We start from the raw sequence: 16492 nt of genomic DNA on the forward strand, positions 1-16492 counted from the left end.
AGGACAAAAGGCAGGCGCTGGACGCCGGATCGGCGTCCAGACAGGGGCAGAGGAGCATGCCACTGGAACCTTTACAAGGGCTCGAATGGCTCACGCTCTTGCAGAGGTGCCTGCCTCAATCGACGGGCTTGCCGGACTTCTCTTCCTCGAGGGTCACCGCGATCGCGGCGTTGGCCGAGAGCCGAACCTTGGAGCCTTCGACACCCGCCACGAAGCCGAGCTCGATGAAGTGATGATGGCCCTTGTGGAAGCCGTCGCTCTCGCTCTTCTTGAGCTTGATGCGGTTGCCCTCGACGTGATCGACGGTGCCGACATGCACGCCATCGGCGCCGATGACCTCCATGTTGTCCTTGATCTTGTGCTGCGTCATGGCGCTCTCCTGGTTGCAGGTCAGCTTGTATATTCGGCTTGCATATGATGCCGGCCGACGACGCGGCGATGACAGCGCGTCGTTGGCGATCCGGCCTGTCTCACACCGGTTCGAATTCGTCCGCCGCCGCGTTCTCCGGCTTCTTGCCGTTGAAGGTGAGGCCGGCCTTGGTGGCCGAGAGTTTTACCTCTGAGCCGTCGCGCACATCGCCGGAAAGGATCATCTCCGCCAGCGGATCCTGCACGCTGCGCTGGATCACCCGCTTCAGCGGGCGGGCGCCGTAAGCCGGATCCCAACCCTTCTCGGCGAGCCAGTCCCGCGCCTTCGGGTCGAGCTCCAGCTCGATCTTGCGATCCTCGAGCAGCTTGCGCAGCCGCGAGAACTGGATCTCGACGATGCGGCCCATGTCGCTCTTCTGCAGCCGGTGAAACAGGATGATCTCGTCGATCCGGTTGAGGAATTCGGGCCGGAAGTGCGCCCGTACCATGTTCATCACCTGCTCGCGCACCGCGCTCGTGCTCTGGCCTTCCGGCTGGTTGACCAGATACTCGGCGCCGATGTTCGAGGTCATGATGATCAGCGTGTTGCGGAAATCGACGGTGCGGCCCTGGCCGTCGGTGAGACGGCCGTCGTCGAGCACCTGCAGCAGTACGTTGAAGACGTCGGGATGCGCCTTCTCGATCTCGTCGAACAGCACCACCTGATAAGGCCGCCGCCGCACCGCTTCGGTCAGGGCACCGCCCTCATCATAGCCGACATAACCGGGAGGCGCGCCGATCAGCCGCGAGACCGAATGCTTTTCCATGTATTCGGACATGTCGAGGCGGATCATCGCGGTCTCGTCATCGAACAGATATTCGGCAAGCGCTTTCGCAAGCTCGGTCTTGCCGACGCCGGTGGGACCTAAGAACATGAACGAGCCGATCGGCCGGTTGGGGTCCTGCAGGCCGGCGCGGGCGCGGCGCACCGCGGTCGACACCGCGCGGACCGCCTCGGCCTGGCCGACGACGCGCTTGCCGAGCATCTCCTCCATGCGCAGCAGCTTGTCCTTCTCGCCTTCCAGCATCTTGTCGACCGGCACGCCGGTCCAGCGCGACACCACCTGCGCGATGTTGTCGGCGGTCACGGTCTCGCTGGCGGACGAGGTCTCGCTGGCTTCGACCGCCGCGAGCTTCTTCTCGAGCTCGGGAATCCGGCCATAGGCCAGCTCACCGGCCTTCTGGAATTCTCCCTTGCGCTGCGCATTGGCAAGCTCGGTACGCAACTGCTCGAGTTCGCCCTTCATCTTCTGCGCATCGGAGAGCTTGCTCTTTTCCGACCGCCATTTCGAAGTCATATCCGCCGATTTCTTTTCCAGGTCGGTGAGATCCTTCTCGAGCGTCTGCAGGCGGCTCTTGGAGCCGAGATCGGTCTCCTTCTTCAGCGCCTCCTGCTCGATCTTCAGCCGGATGATCTCGCGGTCGAGCGAGTCGAGTTCTTCCGGCTTGGAATCGACCTGCATCTTCAGCCGGGCGGCCGCTTCGTCCATCAGGTCGATGGCCTTGTCGGGCAGGAAGCGGTCGGTGATGTAGCGGTTCGACAGCGTCGCGGCTGCAACCAGCGCCGAATCCGCGATGCGCACGCCGTGATGTTGCTCGTATTTGTCCTTCAAGCCGCGCAGGATCGAGATGGTGTCCTCGACCGTCGGCTCGGAGACGAACACCGGCTGGAAGCGCCGCGCCAGCGCTGCATCCTTCTCGACATGCTTGCGGTATTCGTCGAGCGTGGTGGCGCCGATGCAATGCAGCTCGCCGCGAGCGAGCGCGGGCTTCAACAGGTTGGATGCGTCCATCGCGCCGTCGCCCTTGCCGGCGCCGATCAGCGTGTGCATCTCGTCGATGAACAGGATGATGCCGCCCTCGGCCGAGGTCACTTCCTGCAGCACTGCCTTGAGCCGTTCCTCGAACTCGCCGCGATACTTTGCGCCGGCGATCAGCGCGCCGAGATCGAGCGCGAGCAGCGCCTTGTCCTGCAGGCTTTCCGGCACGTCGCCGTTGACGATGCGCAGCGCGAGGCCCTCGACGATCGCGGTCTTGCCGACACCGGGCTCGCCGATCAGCACAGGATTGTTCTTGGTCCGCCGCGACAGCACCTGGATGGTGCGGCGGATCTCCTCGTCGCGGCCGATCACCGGGTCGAGCTTGCCGTCGCGCGCGGCCTGGGTGAGGTCGCGGGCGTATTTCTTCAGCGCGTCATAGGCGTTCTCGGCCGATGCGCTGTCGGCGGTGCGGCCCTTGCGCAGCGCGTTGATGGCCGCATTCAGGTTCTGCGGATTGACACCGCCCTTGGCGAGCAGTTTGCCGGCCTCGCTGTCCTTGTCGGCTGCGAGCGCCTGCAGCAGGCGCTCGACGGAGACGAAACTGTCGCCGGCCTTGTCGGCGGCCTGTTCCGCCGCCGCGAAGGCGCGCGCGGTCTCGGGCGCCAGATAGATCTGTCCGGAGCCGGCGCCGCTGACCTTCGGTATCTTCGCCAGCGCGTCTTCGGTCGCCTTGAGGATCGCGCGCGAATTGCCGCCGGCGCGGTCGATCAGGCCGGCCGCGAGGCCCTCATTGTCGTCGAGCAGCACCTTCAGGATGTGCAGCGTCGAGAACTGCTGATGCCCCTCGCGCATCGCGAGCGATTGCGCCGACTGAATGAAACCGCGAACGCGATCGGTATATTTTTCTATGTTCATCGTGGCACCTCAAGGCAACGCAGGCTCGTCGAGATCCATTATGCCACGCAGTTCCGTCGGCGACAGATGGCGGAACGATGACATCCATCATGCAACAGCCCCGTGCAATTGCGCCGGCGGAAAACCGCGGGCCAAAGGCTGCCGCATCTCGCATCGTGTGGTCCTTTCAGGGGAGTGTCAATCGCGCAGCGCGCTCGCTGGGATGCTTCGGTTAAGCCGTTGTGAGGGCTGATGTTCGTCGCTGGCACTCATCCGGGGGCACTGCTACGGCCGCGCGGGCAAGCCGGGTGCACGCGTCGCGCTGATTGCGGTTCGATGGATCGCCGGGCTCGCGAAGCGAGTGCTGGATGAGCATGGATCGCCGTGATCGTACAAAGGCCAAAGGCATGATCGGGACACGCTATCGGAATCGATCACGTCGCGTTTCGCGTAGCTCGCCCGATGATGCAGAGAAGCAACGCGCGATGTTCCACTGCATCGCGCAACGTTGCATCACGGCGCGCTCTGAACCGACCATGAATAGCCGGATGAGCGCGTTTCCGTTTGCGTCGATGCGTTTCAGCCTGGTGTAAGGTCAAGGCGCTAGCGATGAAGTGTGTCGGTGCATTGCCGATGCACGGAACCTTTGTTCCGTCTCACGTTGAACGTGCTCATCGAAGAGGCTCCCAATGACAACTCGTCTCCTTTCGACCGCGTCGTGTGCAGCGATTGCCACGGCGCTGTTCTATGCGACCGCGGTGCCCGCAATCGCGCAGGATGCGGCATGCGCGCCGGTCTCTGCCGTCGAGACCGCGCCGCCGCCGTTGCCGACCTACGATCAGCCGCCGGTGCCTGGTCCCGGCTATATGTGGTCGCCGGGCAACTGGTCGTGGGACGAGGATCGCGGCGATTACTACTGGGTGCCGGGCACCTGGGTGCAGCCGCCGCGGGTCGGGCTGCTGTGGACACCTGGTTATTGGGGCGCGTTCGGCGGCGGCTTCATCTTCCATCAGGGCTACTGGGGTGATCGCGTCGGCTTCTACGGTGGCATCAATTACGGCTTCGGCTACGGCGGGTCGGGCTATGAAGGCGGCCGCTGGGATCACGGCAACTTCTTCTACAATCGGACCGTGAACAATCTGCAGGGTGCGCGGATCACCAACGTCTACGAGAAGAACGTCACGATCAATCAGACCACCGTCAACAACGTCAGCTACAATGGCGGCCGCGGCGGCATCGAGGTGCGGCCGACGCCGGCCGAGCGCGCGGTCGCCAAGGAGCAGCACTTCGCGGCGACGCCGTTGCAACGCAAGCAGGTCGAGACCGCAAGCCAGGATCCGAGCCTGTTCAAGCGGACCAACAATGGCGTGCCCGCAGTCGCCGCAACGGCGCGTCCTGGCGAATTGAAGGGACCGGGCGTGGTTCGCGCGCGGCCGCTCGGCGAGGCGGTGCCTGCCAACGCCGCACGGCCGGCGGCCGGGGAGCCGGGGCACCCGGGAGCCGCACCCGCACCCGCAGCAGCACCGGCTGCCTCCCATGCGCTCCCGGTCCCGGGAAAGGAGCTTCCGGCGGCGCATCCGCCCGCCGAGGCGAACAAGCCCGCGGCGGAGGAGAAGCGCGCGGCACCTGCTCCCGAGACCAAGGCCGAGCCGCATCCTGCCGCGCCGGCGCCTGCCGGATCCCACGCGCTTCCGGTTCCCGAGAAGGGCGTTGCGGCGCATCCGCCCGCCGAAGCGAACAGGCCCGCGGTCGAAGAGAAGCGCGCGGCGCCTGCCGCCGAGCCGAAGCTTGAGCCGCATCCTGCAGAAGCGACGCGGCCTGCCGTGCAGGAGAAGCGGCCCGAAGAGGCGCGCAAGGAAGAGCCGCGTCCCGAGCCTGCCGCGAAGCCCGTCGCGCGGCCCGAGCCAGCGAGGCCCGAAGCGCGACCGGAGCCAGCAGCGAAGCTGCAAGCGCACCCGGAGACGATGGCGCGCCCTGAGCCGCATCCGCAGCCGCAGGCCGCCCATCCCCAGCCGGCGGCACGGCCGGAGCCGCACGCCGCTCCGCATGCTGCGCCTGCGGCAGGTCATCCCGCAGAGGAGAAGCGGCAGGAGCAACACTAAGGCACGTCCGCGCTCCGCTGGCTCGTTCCGGCGGAGCGCGGTATTGTTCCGCCTGTGCAAGCGATCATCACTGGAGGTTGGTCATGGCACAGAGTCATGGCGGCGATGGACAGCTCGACGATGGCAAGCCGCGTTTGAGCGAGGACGATATGCAGCGCGCCCTGCTCGGTCCGCGGGGCGTGCCAGGCAAGGCGGATACCGCCAAGATGACGCCGCAGCAGCAAAAGAACATGCCGAACTATCTGGACCCCGGACATACATCTTAACTTGTCATGTGACGTGAGCGCATGCTGCGTCGGCCGCTTCCGGGCGGCGCGCCTGCGCACTTGCAAATCGCCTGCTTTTGCGCCCTCATGATTGCAGGTGCACTCACGGTGTTGCGGAGCAGGTTGTGAGAAATCCGTACGAGGTTCTTGGCGTTGCCCCGACGGCGTCTGCGGCCGATATCCAGAAGGCCTATCGAAAGCTGGCGAAGAAGCTGCACCCGGACCTCAATCCGGGTGACAAGGCGGCCGAAGACAAATTCAAGGAAGTCGCTGCTGCGAACGATCTGCTCTCGGATGCCGAGAAGCGCAAGCGCTTCGATGCCGGCGAGATCGACGCTGATGGCACCGAGCGGCCGCAGCACCGCTACTACCGGGATTTCGCCACCGCCGATGCGGGGCATCCCTATGCCGACAGTTCCGGCTATGCCGACTATATGGACCAGGACGACGCCTTCGCCGAGCTGCTCCGGCGCAGCGAGCAGGCGCGCGCCAACCGGCGTGGCCGCGATTTGCATTATGCTCTCGCGATCGACTTCGCGGAATCGATCACCGGCGCGAGCAAGCGCCTGACGCTTCCCGACGGCGGCACGCTCGATGTGACGATCCCGCCGGGCCTCGTCGATGGCCAGATCATTCGTCTGCGCGGCAAGGGCATGCCCGGCAGCGGCAAGGGCGGTCCCGGCGATGCGCTGATCGAGGTCGAGGTTCGTCCCGACCCGCGCTTCACCCGCGAGGGTGACGACATTACGCTGGATCTGCCGATCTCGCTGTCCGAGGCGGTGCTCGGCGGAAAAGTCCGCGTTCCGACGCCGACGGGTGCCGTGACCATGACGGTTCCGAAGGGATCGAACACCGGCACGACCATGCGGTTGCGCGGCAAGGGTGCGCCCCGCGTCGGCGGAGGCCATGGCGACGAGCTCGTCAAGCTCAAGGTGGTCCTGCCCAAGGGACCCGATCCCGAGCTCGAGGCGTTTGTGTCGAACTGGGATCGAAAGGCATTCGATCCGCGCGAGGATGGTGCATCATGAACAAGCAGCAGTTCCTCATCGATGCGGGTCTGGAGGTGCAGACCCTGGAGTTCTGGATCGAGCAGCAATGGCTCGTGCCGGACGAGACCGCCAGCGAGATCAGCTTCTCCGACACCGACGTGGCGCGCGCGCATCTGATCCGCGACCTGAAGGGCGACTTCGGCGTCAACGACGAGGGCATCGACGTCATCCTTCATCTGGTCGATCAGCTGCACGGCCTGCGCCGCGCGTTCGAACAATTGCACAAGGACATGGCGTCACCACCGCGCTAGGCGCCTCACTTGCGATGAACCTCAGCCTTGGGACTCAGCCTTGGGATCAGCCTGGGAGGCGATCATGACGGACAAGCCGACGCCGCTGGCGCATGGCGAGATCGACGTTCTTATCCTGCAGGCGCTGGTGCGCAAGCTGATCGCGAAAGGCGTGCTGACGCCGGACGACGTCCGGTCGATGCTGTTCGAGGCCGCCAAGAATCTTGACCTGGTCGGCAGCGAACTGACGACGGAAGCCGCCAACATCATCGTGCAGGAGGATCTCGCGCCGGCATTCCTTGGCAGCTAGTGTCCCGAATCCGAAGTTCGCATCATTTGCCGCACCTTCGGGGCGAACTTCGGATTCGATAAGGACACTAGCGAACTTATGATTCTAGTGTGCTTTATGAATGCGAAGTTCGTGAAAGTGGCTGCCGCGAAGTTGCACGAACTTCGCATTCAGCACACTAGCGCATGATCCGGAAAAGTGGAAGCCGGTTTTCCCTCGCGACAGACGCAAAGCGTTTACGCGGTGATCACGCTCAAACAAAGAGCTCAAATAATGAGGCTTCAGGTCTGGCCGCCGCGGGTGGAGACCAGTCGGATCCGGGTGACTTGGCCGGCATTGCCGGCGAGATAGGCTTGTGCGTCACGCACCAGCCGCTCCACGGCGGCCGCGTCATAGCTCGGATGACGGGTGTTCAGATGCAAGTCGGTCTCGATCTGCATGACGTTTGTCGTGTCCGCGGCGCCGATCTCGACCGAGAACGACACCAGCGATACGTGCGGGCTCTTGAAGGCCATCGCTCGATCTCCCTCATCGCGTGACGCGCGGCGCGCATCTGTACGGTGGGTGCAGTCTATCTCAAGCTGCCGAATCCTGCTCGGCCGTTCGCATAGCAGCCGGACGCGCCCTGTCGAGCTCCTCGATCATGCCGCGGGCGATCTCGCGCTCGCCCATGATCACGATGTCGGCGCCAAGTGCTTTGAGATGATCGACCTCGGCGTCGGAATGTGCACGGGCGATGATCTGGATATCGGCATTCGCGGCGCGCGCCTGTTCGACGATCTGGCCGGCCTCGAAGGCTTCGGGAATGGCGATGACCAGCGATCGCGCGCCGGCCGGATTGGTCGCGCGCAGCACGCTGGCGCGCGCGGCGTTGCCCATCAGCGCTTCGATGCCGCGCTCCTTGAGCTTGGCGACCATGTCGTCGGACGCCTCGACCGCGAGAAACGGCGCGCTGCGTTGATGCAGCGCATCGCCGACGATGCTGCCGACCCGGCCGTAGCCGACCAGGATGGTGTGATCCTGCAATTCAGTGACCGGGATTGGTTCAGAAGCTGCGGCAGTTGGCGAGGAGGTCTGCGGCTTCTCGAGCCGCGACGTCAGCCAGTCGACGACCGCGAACACCAGCGGGTTGAGCATGATCGAGAAGATCGCGCCCGCCAGGATCAGGTCGCGGCCGGCCTTCGGCAGCAGATTGAGCGCAACGCCGAGTTCGGCCAGGATGAAGGAGAATTCGCCGATCTGGGCGAGGCTCGCCGAGATCATCAGGGCGGTTGCCATCGGATGACGGAACAGCACGACGATCAGAAGGGCTGCGATCGACTTGCCGACCACGATGACGAACAGCGTCGCGACGAATGGCCAGGGCTCGCGGACCACGCTCATCGGGTCGAACAGCATGCCGACGGAGACGAAGAACAGCACCGCGAACGCATCGCGCAGCGGCAAGGTCTCCTGGGCCGCGCGCTGGCTGAGCGGCGATTCCCGCAGCATCATTCCGGCGAAGAAGGCGCCGAGCGCCAGCGAGACGCCGAACAGCTTGGTCGCGCCGAACGCGATGCAGAGCGCGATCGCGAGCACGGTCAGCCGGAACAGCTCGCGCGAGCCGGTATGCGCGATGTAGTGCAGGACCCACGGGATCAGCCGGCGTCCGACCACCAGCATCAGCGCGATAAACACGGCGATCTTGATCAGCGTCAGCACCAGCACGCCGGTGAGCCCGAGACCGAAACGGGCGGCGAGCGGGTCGGAGGTGAGCGCCGCGCCATCGCCGCCCTGCAAGCTGGCCACCGCCGGGAACAGCACCAGCGCCAGCACCATGGCGAGGTCTTCGACGATCAGCCAGCCGACCGCGATCTTGCCGCGTTCGGTGTCCATCAGGCGGCGCTCCTGCAGCGCGCGCAACAGCACGACGGTACTTGCGACCGACAGCGCGAGGCCGAACACCAGACCCGCGCCGACGGTCCAGCCCATCAAGAGCGCGAGGCCGAGGCCCATCAATGTGGCGACCGCAATCTGCGCAATCGCGCCGGGCACCGCGATCGCCCGCACCGACAACAGATCGTTTAGCGAGAAATGCAGGCCGACGCCGAACATCAGGAGAATGATACCGAGCTCCGCGAGCTCGGTTGCCAGCGCCTGATCGGCAACGAAGCCGGGCGTGAAGGGACCGACGGCCACGCCCGCGAGCAGATAACCGACCAGTGGCGGAACCCGAAAGCGCTGGGCGATGGTTCCGAAGACAAAAGCGAGGCCGAGGCCCGCGACGACGGTCGCGATCAGAGGTGTGTCATGCGGCATTTCGCCTTGTCGCACAGCATCCCTGGCGGTGCACCGCGACCATTTGAGGCGCGGCATTCCGCGCGGAAACCGTGATCTATTGCTCATGGCGTGAGCATATGATCTCATGCCGGGATGGATCAGCGGCTTCCCGAGACCGATCTCGTCATCTTCGACTGCGACGGCGTGCTCGTCGACAGCGAGGAATTGAGCTGCCGCTGCCTTGCCGAGGCGATGGTGCAGGCCGGCATCGGGATGAGCACCGAGCGGGCGCTCGAGCTCTTTCTCGGCCGCAGCACCGCGGCCGTGGTCGACTACTGCCGGGGCGTCGGAAAGCCGCTGCCCGAGACGTTTCTGCCTGACCTCGCGCTGCAGGTCCGTGAGACCTTCCGCTCCCGACTGAAGCCGATCGCCGGCATCGCGGCGGTGCTCGAGGAATTGCGGCTGCCATATTGTGTCGCCTCATCGAGCGATCTCGAGCGGGTGAAGTTCTCGCTGGAGCTGACCGGCCTCGCTGCCAGCTTCGGGCCGCGGCTCTACACCGCGCAGATGGTCAGGCACGGCAAGCCGGCCCCTGATCTGTTCCTGCATGCGGCAAGCGCCATGGGCGCCGCGCCGCGCCGCACGCTCGTGATCGAAGACAGCGTCAGCGGCGTGATGGCCGCGAAGGCGGCGGGCATGAAAGTGTGGGGATTTGTCGGCGGCGCCCACTATCGGTTGGCGGATGGCAGTGCTCTGCTGCGGCAAGCGGGGGCGGATCGAATCTTAGCCGCGATGACGGATTTCTGGATGGAAGGCTGACGCAAGACGATGGCTGCGCCCGACAACGAAAAGTCTCGCCTCGACGATGCGGCGCGCGCCGGCTGGCTGTATTTCATCGCGGGCCACACCCAGGATGAGATTGCGAAAATGCTGCAGGTGTCGCGCGCCTCCGCGCAGCGTCTGGTGTCGCTGTGCCTGGCGGAGCGGCTGATCACGTTTCGCCTCGAACACCCCATCGCGGCCTGCATGGAGCTGGCCTCCCGGCTGAAGGCGCGGTTCGACCTCGTGCATTGCGACGTCGTGCCGACCGATCCGGCGGCGCCGCTGTCCAATGCAGGGATCGCCGAGCGCAGCGCCAATCTGCTGGAGACGACGCTGCGCTCGGAGACGCCTGTGATCGTGGCGCTCGGCACCGGCCGCGCGGTGCGCGCCGCGGTCGAGCGGGTCTCGCCGATCGAGCGGCCCGATCACCAGATCGTCTCGCTGGTCGGCAACATCTCCGCCGACGGCTCGGCGAGCTTCTACGACACGGTGGGACGGCTCGCCGACCGCACCGGCGCGCGCCATTACCCGATGCCGCTGCCGTTCCTGATGTCGAGCGAGGACGAGCGCAACCGCATGGTGCGCATCGACCCGATCGCGCGGGTGAGGGCGGTCGCCGCCAAGGCCGATCTGCGGCTGATCGGCATCGGCCAGATGGACCAGAAGGCCCAGGTCCATGTCGACGGCTTCGTCACCCGCGAGGAGCTGCTGGAGATGATGCGGCTCGGCGCGGTCGGCGAGGTGACCGGCTGGGCCTATGACGCCAAGGGCCGCCTGATCAAGGGCGGCACCAACAAGCGGCTGACAAGCATTCCGCCGCAGATCCCCGCGGAAGCGACCACGATCGCCGCGGCGGTCGGCGCCGCCAAGGTGCCCTCGATCAAGGCCGCATTGGCGGGCCGGGTGGTCAACGGCCTCATCACCGATGAGGCCACCGCGCGCGCGGTGCTGGATCGTTAGGTGCCACGAGTCGTACTTCACCTCGCCCCGCTTGCGGTCGCTTGCGGGGAGAGGTCGGATCGCATCGGAGATGCGATCCGGGTGAGGGAGAGTCTCCGCGCATTCGTCCGCTTCGTATGCGCGGAAAGAGCCCCTCACCCCAACCCTCTCCCCGTAAGAACCGGGCGAGGGAGCGCAGTCCCGCTGTGGCCGCAAATCAAGTTGCCTTCTGGGTCTCAGCGCCCTTCTTCATCTCCGCAGACACCTCCATTCCAGCGTGCAGTGGAACCCGCGAACGCGCGGGACGGCGCTCCCGCGTGCTTGACAAAGTTTGGCGACGGAGTGAACATACGCTCAACACGTGGGCATATGCTCAACGTGACATAAGGGAGGTCACCTTGAAAAACGTCCTTTGCGCCGTTGCGGGCGCGGCTGCTGTTTTGATCTCTGCCCCCTCGATCGCCCAGACCACGCTGACGGTGGCCACCGTCAACAATGGCGACATGATCCGCATGCAGGGGCTCACCAGCGAATTCACCGCGAAGAATCCCGACATCACCGTCAAATGGGTGACGCTCGAGGAGAACGTGCTGCGCCAGCGCGTGACCACCGACATCGCCACCAAGGGCGGCCAGTTCGACGTGCTCACCATCGGCACCTATGAGGTGCCGATCTGGGCCAAGAAGAACTGGCTGGTGCCGCTCGACAAGCTCGGCGCCGATTACGACGTCGGCGACCTCCTGCCCAAGATCAAGGATGCGGTCTCGGTCGACGGCAAGCTCTATGCCGCGCCGTTCTACGGCGAAAGCTCGATGGTGATGTATCGCACCGACCTGTTCGACAAGGCCGGCCTGAAGATGCCGGAGAGCCCGACCTGGGACTTCGTGGTCGACGCCGCCAAGAAGCTGACCGACAAGTCCGCCGGCGTCTATGGCATCTGCCTGCGCGGCAAGGCCGGCTGGGGCGAGAACATGGCGTTCCTGACCGCGATGGCCAATTCCTTTGGTGCGCGCTGGTTCGACGAGAAGTGGGAGCCGCAGTTCAATTCGCCGGAATGGAAGAAGACGCTGACGACCTATGTCGACCTGATGAAGCAGGCCGGCCCTCCCGGCGCCTCTTCCAACGGTTTCAACGAGAACCTCGCGCTGTTCAACGCCGGCAAATGCGCGATGTGGATCGATGCCACCGTGGCGGCGTCGTTCGTCAGCAATCCGAAGGAATCCACGGTCGCCGACAAGGTAGGCTTTGCGCTGGCGCCGAACACCGGGCTCGGCAAGAACGCTAACTGGCTGTGGGCGTGGAGTCTCGCGGTCCCCGCCGGCTCGAAGAAGGTCGAGGCGGCCGAGAAGTTTATCGCCTGGGCGACCAGCAAGGACTACACCAAGCTCGTCGCGTCGAAGGAAGGCTGGGCCAACGTGCCGCCGGGCACGCGCACCTCGCTGTACAAGAACCCCGACTATCTGAAGGTCGCGCCGTTCGCCATGCTGACCTTGGCTTCGATCGACGCGGCCGATCCGAACAAGCCGACGGTGAAGCCGGTGCCTTACGTCGGCGTGCAGTACGCGGCGATCCCTGAATTCCAGGGCATCGGCACCCAGGTGGGCCAGCAGTTCTCCGCGGCGCTGTCCGGCTCGACCACCGTCGATGCAGCGCTCACCGCTGCCCAGTCCGTGACCGAGCGCGAAATGAAGCGCGCGGGCTACATCAAGTAGAGCACGCCTGAAACAAAGCCGGGGCGCGACAGCCGCCTTGGCCGCCCGACCAGCTTAGACCTCCCGAGCTGGGCCACTTGCGACCATCCTGTCCCGCAGCGGGATGGTCGCTCCTTTCCTTGAGAAGGAGGCGGGGATGGCGACCCAGCAGACCCAACTGCTTGCACGCACGCTGCTCACGCCCGCGGTGGCGCTGCTGTTCATCTGGATGATCGTGCCGCTGGCGCTCACGATCTATTTCGCGACCCTGCATTACAATCTGCTCGATCCCGGCTCTGAATCATTCGTTGGGCTGGAGAATTTCCGCTACTTCCTGACCGATCCGGCCTTCCTCGCCTCGTTGCAGAACACGTTGGTGCTGGTCGGCTCGGTGCTCGCGATCACGATCATCCTCGGCGTGCCGCTGGCGCTGCTGCTCGACCAGCAGGTGGTCGGGCTATCGATCGTCCGGCTGATGGTGATCGCGCCGTTCTTCGTGATGCCGACGGTGAGCGCGCTGGTCTGGAAGAACCTGTTGATGCATCCGGTGTCGGGCCTGTTCGCCTGGATCGCGCATCTGTTCGGGCTGCCGGCGATCGACTGGTTCAACGACGCGCCGCTGTTCTCGGTGATCCTGATCATCTCCTGGCAATGGCTGCCGTTCGCAACCCTGATCCTGCTCACCGCGCTGCAATCGCTCGACGAGGAGCAGAAGGAGGCGGCCGAGATGGACGGCGCGAGCGCGATCTCGACCTTCATCTACATCACGCTGCCGCATTTGGCGCGCCCGATCACCGTGGTGATCCTGATCGAAACCATCTTCCTGCTCACGGTGTTCGCGGAGATCTTCGTCACCACCGGCGGCGGCCCCGGCCTGCAGACCACCAACATCGCCTTCCTGATCTATTCGCAGGCGCTGATCCAGTACGATGTCGGCAGCGCCTCGGCGGGTGGCCTGGTCGCGGTGGTCCTCGCCAACATCGTCGCCTTCTTCCTCGTTCGTATCGTCGGTCGGAATCTGGAGGCGTAACGTCATGGCGCGGATGGTCACGACACGGCGCAAGGTGATCTCGACGGCGGCGGCCTGGCTGGTCGGCTTCCTGATCTTCTTCCCGATCCTCTGGATGGTGCTGGCGAGCTTCAAGACCGAGCTCGAGGCGTTCGCGATCCCGCCCTCGTTCCTGTTCTTCCATTGGACCACCGAGAACTACGCCACGGTGCAGGAGCGCAGCGACTATTTCCATCACGCGCTCAACTCGATCATTATCGCCGGCGGCTCGACCTTGATCGCGATGCTGATCGCGATCCCGGCGGCGTGGTCGATGGCGTTCTCGCCGACCAAGCGGACCAAGGACGTGCTGCTCTGGATGCTCTCCACCAAGATGATGCCGCCGGTCGGCGTGCTGGTGCCGATCTATCTGATCTACCGCACCTTCGGCCTGCTCGACACTCGCTCCGGCCTGATCTTCATCCTGTGCCTCGGCAATCTGCCGATCGTGATCTGGATGCTGTTCACCTATTTCAAGGAGATCCCCAAGGACATCCTCGAGGCGGCGCGGATGGACGGCGCCACGATCGGCCGCGAGCTGATCTATGTGCTGACGCCGATGGCGGTGCCGGGGCTGGCCTCGACGTTGCTGCTCAATCTGATCCTGGCGTGGAACGAGGCGTTCTGGACCCTCAATCTGTCGACGCTCGAGGCCGCGCCGCTCACCGTCTTCATCGCGTCCTATTCCAGCCCGGAAGGATTGTTCTGGGCGAAATTGTCGGCGGCGTCGACGCTCGCGATCGCGCCCATTCTCGTGCTCGGCTGGTTCAGTCAGCGGCAGCTCGTCCGCGGACTGACCTTCGGCGCGGTCAAGTAGCAGAAAGGCTTTTGCCATGGGTCAGATTACGCTGCAGGGTGTGCAAAAATCGTTCGGGCCGGTCCACATCATCAAGGGCGCCGATCTCTACATCGCCGACGGCTCCTTCGTCGTGTTCGTCGGTCCGTCCGGCTGCGGCAAGACCACGCTGCTGCGGCTGATCGCAGGGCTCGAGGATGTCACCGGCGGCGCCATCCTGATCGATGGACGCAACGTGGTCGACGTGCCGCCGGCCAAGCGCGGGCTGTCGATGGTGTTCCAGTCCTACGCGCTCTATCCGCATATGAGCGTGCGCGGCAACATCGCGTTCGGCCTGAAGATGGCCGGGATCGCCAGGGACGAGATCAACCGCAAGGTCGAGGCCGCCGCGGCGACGCTCAACCTGACGCCCTATCTCGACCGCAAGCCGCGCGAGCTCTCCGGCGGCCAGCGCCAGCGCGTCGCGATCGGGCGCGCCATCGTGCGCGAGCCGAAGGCGTTCCTGTTCGACGAGCCGCTGTCCAATCTCGATGCCGCGCTGCGCGTGCAGATGCGGCTCGAGGTGACGCGGTTGCAGAAGCAGCTCGGCACCACGGCGATCTACGTCACGCACGACCAGGTCGAGGCCATGACCATGGCGGACAAGATCGTGGTGCTGAACGGCGGCAAGATCGAGCAATACGGATCGCCGCTCGAGCTCTATGAGAAGCCTGCCAACCTGTTCGTCGCCGGCTTCATCGGCTCGCCGAAGATGAATTTCGTCACCGGTGAGATCGCCAAGCAGCAGGGCGCCGCGACCATCGGGGTACGGCCCGAGCATCTGAAGGTCGAGCGCGACGGGCAGGGCGGCTGGCACGGCACCGTCTCGGTCGCCGAGCATCTCGGCAGCGACACCTTCCTCTATGTCGACGCCGGACCGCTGGGAATGCTGACCGCGCGCTATGTCGGCGAGCTCGACCTGCATCCCGGCGACCGGGTGTCGCTGATCCCGGATCCGGCGCGCATCCACCGTTTCGACGACAGCGGAAAATCGATTCACGCGTAGAGCATGATCCGGACCCGGAGGGCCGCGTTAGTGCAAAGCGTGAAGCGGCTTTCCGAACAGATCATGCTCAAAGAGAAGCTAAGGAAGAAGAAAATGTATCTCGAAAAATTCAGGCTCGGCGGCAAGACCGCCATCATCACCGGCGCGGGTCAGGGCATCGGGCTCGCCTGCGCCGAGGCGCTCGCCGAAGCCGGCGCCAAGGTCATCATCGGCGATCGCGACGCCAAGGTTGCCAATGACGCGCAGGCGGCGCTGAAGGCCAAGGGCTTTGACGCCGACATCGCGCTGATGGACGTGACGGATTCCGGTCGCGTCGCTGCGGTCGCCGACGAACTGGTCGGCAAGTACGGCAAGGTCGACATTCTCGTCAACAATGCAGGCATCGCCCGCAGCGAGACGCCGGCGGAAACCGTGACCGACGAGCACTGGCTCAACGTCATCGACGTCAACCTGAACGGCACCTTCTGGTGCTGCCGCGCCTTCGGCAATCACATGCTGAAGGCGAAGTCCGGCACCATCGTCAATGTCGGCTCGATGTCCGGTTTCATCGTCAACAAGCCGCAGGAACAGTGCTTCTACAACGCTTCCAAGGCCGCGGTGCATCACCTGACCAAATCGCTCGCCGCCGAATGGGGCGCGCGCGGGGTTCGCGTCAACGCCGTGGCGCCGACCTATATCGAGACGCCGCTGAACGCCTTCGTGAAGAACAGCCCCAGAATGTACGACGCCTGGATCGGTGGAACCCCGATGGCGCGGATGGGGCAGGTTGACGAGATCGCCTCCGTGGTGCTGTTCCTGGCGTCCGAGGCGGCGAGCCTGATGACCGGAAGCATCGTTCTGGTCGATGGCGGCTACACTTGCTGGTAGGCTTGCGCCCGGGATCGTGCTCAACGG

The 16492-nt window shown here is 65.0% G+C and carries 17 protein-coding genes; 13 read left to right on the top strand and 4 right to left on the bottom strand.

Features of this window, described 5'->3' with window-relative positions:
- Nucleotides 1-115: 115 nt before the first annotated feature.
- A complete protein-coding gene (locus ACVI1L_RS21360) occupies nucleotides 116-370 on the bottom strand; it encodes a DUF2171 domain-containing protein (protein ID WP_057019219.1) in 255 nt (84 codons plus the stop codon).
- Between the two features lie 100 nt (nucleotides 371-470).
- Nucleotides 471-3083, bottom strand: a complete 2613-nt coding sequence (gene clpB, locus ACVI1L_RS21365) for an ATP-dependent chaperone ClpB (RefSeq protein WP_057019220.1) — start codon at nucleotides 3081-3083, stop codon at nucleotides 471-473.
- 347 nt (nucleotides 3084-3430) lie between these two features.
- Here clpB and ACVI1L_RS21370 point away from each other — a divergent pair, with 347 nt between their 5' ends.
- The 6 genes from ACVI1L_RS21370 to ACVI1L_RS21395 all read left to right on the top strand — a co-directional run bounded on the left by ACVI1L_RS21370 (nucleotide 3431) and on the right by ACVI1L_RS21395 (nucleotide 7019).
- The gene (locus ACVI1L_RS21370; RefSeq protein WP_141340045.1) at nucleotides 3431-3655 is read left to right on the top strand and encodes a hypothetical protein; all 225 of its coding nucleotides are present in this window, start codon (nucleotides 3431-3433) and stop codon (nucleotides 3653-3655) included.
- A 96-nt stretch (nucleotides 3656-3751) separates the two neighbouring features.
- Nucleotides 3752-5164 (top strand): hypothetical protein, encoded by a 1413-nt coding sequence (locus ACVI1L_RS21375; RefSeq protein WP_456783706.1) that lies wholly within the window; start codon nucleotides 3752-3754, stop codon nucleotides 5162-5164.
- A gap of 83 nt (nucleotides 5165-5247) precedes the next feature.
- Nucleotides 5248-5430 carry a hypothetical protein gene (locus ACVI1L_RS21380; RefSeq protein WP_028343296.1) on the top strand — a complete coding sequence of 61 codons (183 nt, stop codon included), beginning with the start codon at nucleotides 5248-5250 and terminating at the stop codon, nucleotides 5428-5430.
- Nucleotides 5431-5555: 125 nt separating this feature from the next.
- Nucleotides 5556-6458, top strand: a complete 903-nt coding sequence (locus tag ACVI1L_RS21385) for a DnaJ C-terminal domain-containing protein (protein ID WP_456783707.1) — start codon at nucleotides 5556-5558, stop codon at nucleotides 6456-6458.
- Nucleotides 6455-6730: a chaperone modulator CbpM gene (locus ACVI1L_RS21390; protein WP_057019224.1), complete on the top strand. Its 276-nt coding sequence runs from the start codon at nucleotides 6455-6457 to the stop codon at nucleotides 6728-6730. Before ACVI1L_RS21385 ends, ACVI1L_RS21390 begins: the two co-directional genes overlap by 4 nt.
- 64 nt (nucleotides 6731-6794) lie before the next feature.
- Nucleotides 6795-7019 carry a hypothetical protein gene (locus tag ACVI1L_RS21395; protein ID WP_057019225.1) on the top strand — a complete coding sequence of 75 codons (225 nt, stop codon included), beginning with the start codon at nucleotides 6795-6797 and terminating at the stop codon, nucleotides 7017-7019.
- 260 nt (nucleotides 7020-7279) lie between these two features.
- Here the strand turns inward: ACVI1L_RS21395 and ACVI1L_RS21400 are convergent, their stop codons facing one another.
- Entirely contained in the window at nucleotides 7280-7513 is a 234-nt protein-coding gene (locus tag ACVI1L_RS21400) for a hypothetical protein (protein WP_028343292.1), read from the bottom strand.
- 61 nt (nucleotides 7514-7574) lie between these two features.
- Nucleotides 7575-9296, bottom strand: a complete 1722-nt coding sequence (ybaL, locus tag ACVI1L_RS21405; RefSeq protein ID WP_057019226.1) for a YbaL family putative K(+) efflux transporter — start codon at nucleotides 9294-9296, stop codon at nucleotides 7575-7577.
- Between the two features lie 114 nt (nucleotides 9297-9410).
- Here ybaL and ACVI1L_RS21410 point away from each other — a divergent pair, with 114 nt between their 5' ends.
- The 7 genes from ACVI1L_RS21410 to ACVI1L_RS21440 all read left to right on the top strand — a co-directional run bounded on the left by ACVI1L_RS21410 (nucleotide 9411) and on the right by ACVI1L_RS21440 (nucleotide 16465).
- Nucleotides 9411-10076 carry an HAD family hydrolase gene (locus tag ACVI1L_RS21410; RefSeq protein ID WP_456783708.1) on the top strand — a complete coding sequence of 222 codons (666 nt, stop codon included), beginning with the start codon at nucleotides 9411-9413 and terminating at the stop codon, nucleotides 10074-10076.
- A gap of 9 nt (nucleotides 10077-10085) precedes the next feature.
- Nucleotides 10086-11039, top strand: coding sequence for a sugar-binding transcriptional regulator (locus ACVI1L_RS21415; RefSeq protein ID WP_057019228.1), 954 nt, complete (start codon nucleotides 10086-10088; stop codon nucleotides 11037-11039).
- Nucleotides 11040-11416: 377 nt separating this feature from the next.
- Nucleotides 11417-12730 carry an ABC transporter substrate-binding protein gene (locus tag ACVI1L_RS21420; protein WP_456783709.1) on the top strand — a complete coding sequence of 438 codons (1314 nt, stop codon included), beginning with the start codon at nucleotides 11417-11419 and terminating at the stop codon, nucleotides 12728-12730.
- A gap of 136 nt (nucleotides 12731-12866) precedes the next feature.
- The gene (locus ACVI1L_RS21425) at nucleotides 12867-13739 is read left to right on the top strand and encodes a carbohydrate ABC transporter permease (RefSeq protein WP_024583852.1); all 873 of its coding nucleotides are present in this window, start codon (nucleotides 12867-12869) and stop codon (nucleotides 13737-13739) included.
- Nucleotides 13740-13743: 4 nt separating this feature from the next.
- Nucleotides 13744-14574, top strand: a complete 831-nt coding sequence (locus ACVI1L_RS21430) for a carbohydrate ABC transporter permease (RefSeq protein WP_028334898.1) — start codon at nucleotides 13744-13746, stop codon at nucleotides 14572-14574.
- Nucleotides 14575-14590: 16 nt separating this feature from the next.
- Nucleotides 14591-15598, top strand: coding sequence for an ABC transporter ATP-binding protein (locus ACVI1L_RS21435; RefSeq protein ID WP_456783710.1), 1008 nt, complete (start codon nucleotides 14591-14593; stop codon nucleotides 15596-15598).
- 93 nt (nucleotides 15599-15691) lie between these two features.
- Nucleotides 15692-16465: an SDR family NAD(P)-dependent oxidoreductase gene (locus ACVI1L_RS21440; RefSeq protein ID WP_057019317.1), complete on the top strand. Its 774-nt coding sequence runs from the start codon at nucleotides 15692-15694 to the stop codon at nucleotides 16463-16465.
- Nucleotides 16466-16492 lie beyond the last annotated feature (27 nt).

Source organism: Bradyrhizobium sp. USDA 4516 (assembly GCF_054055915.1).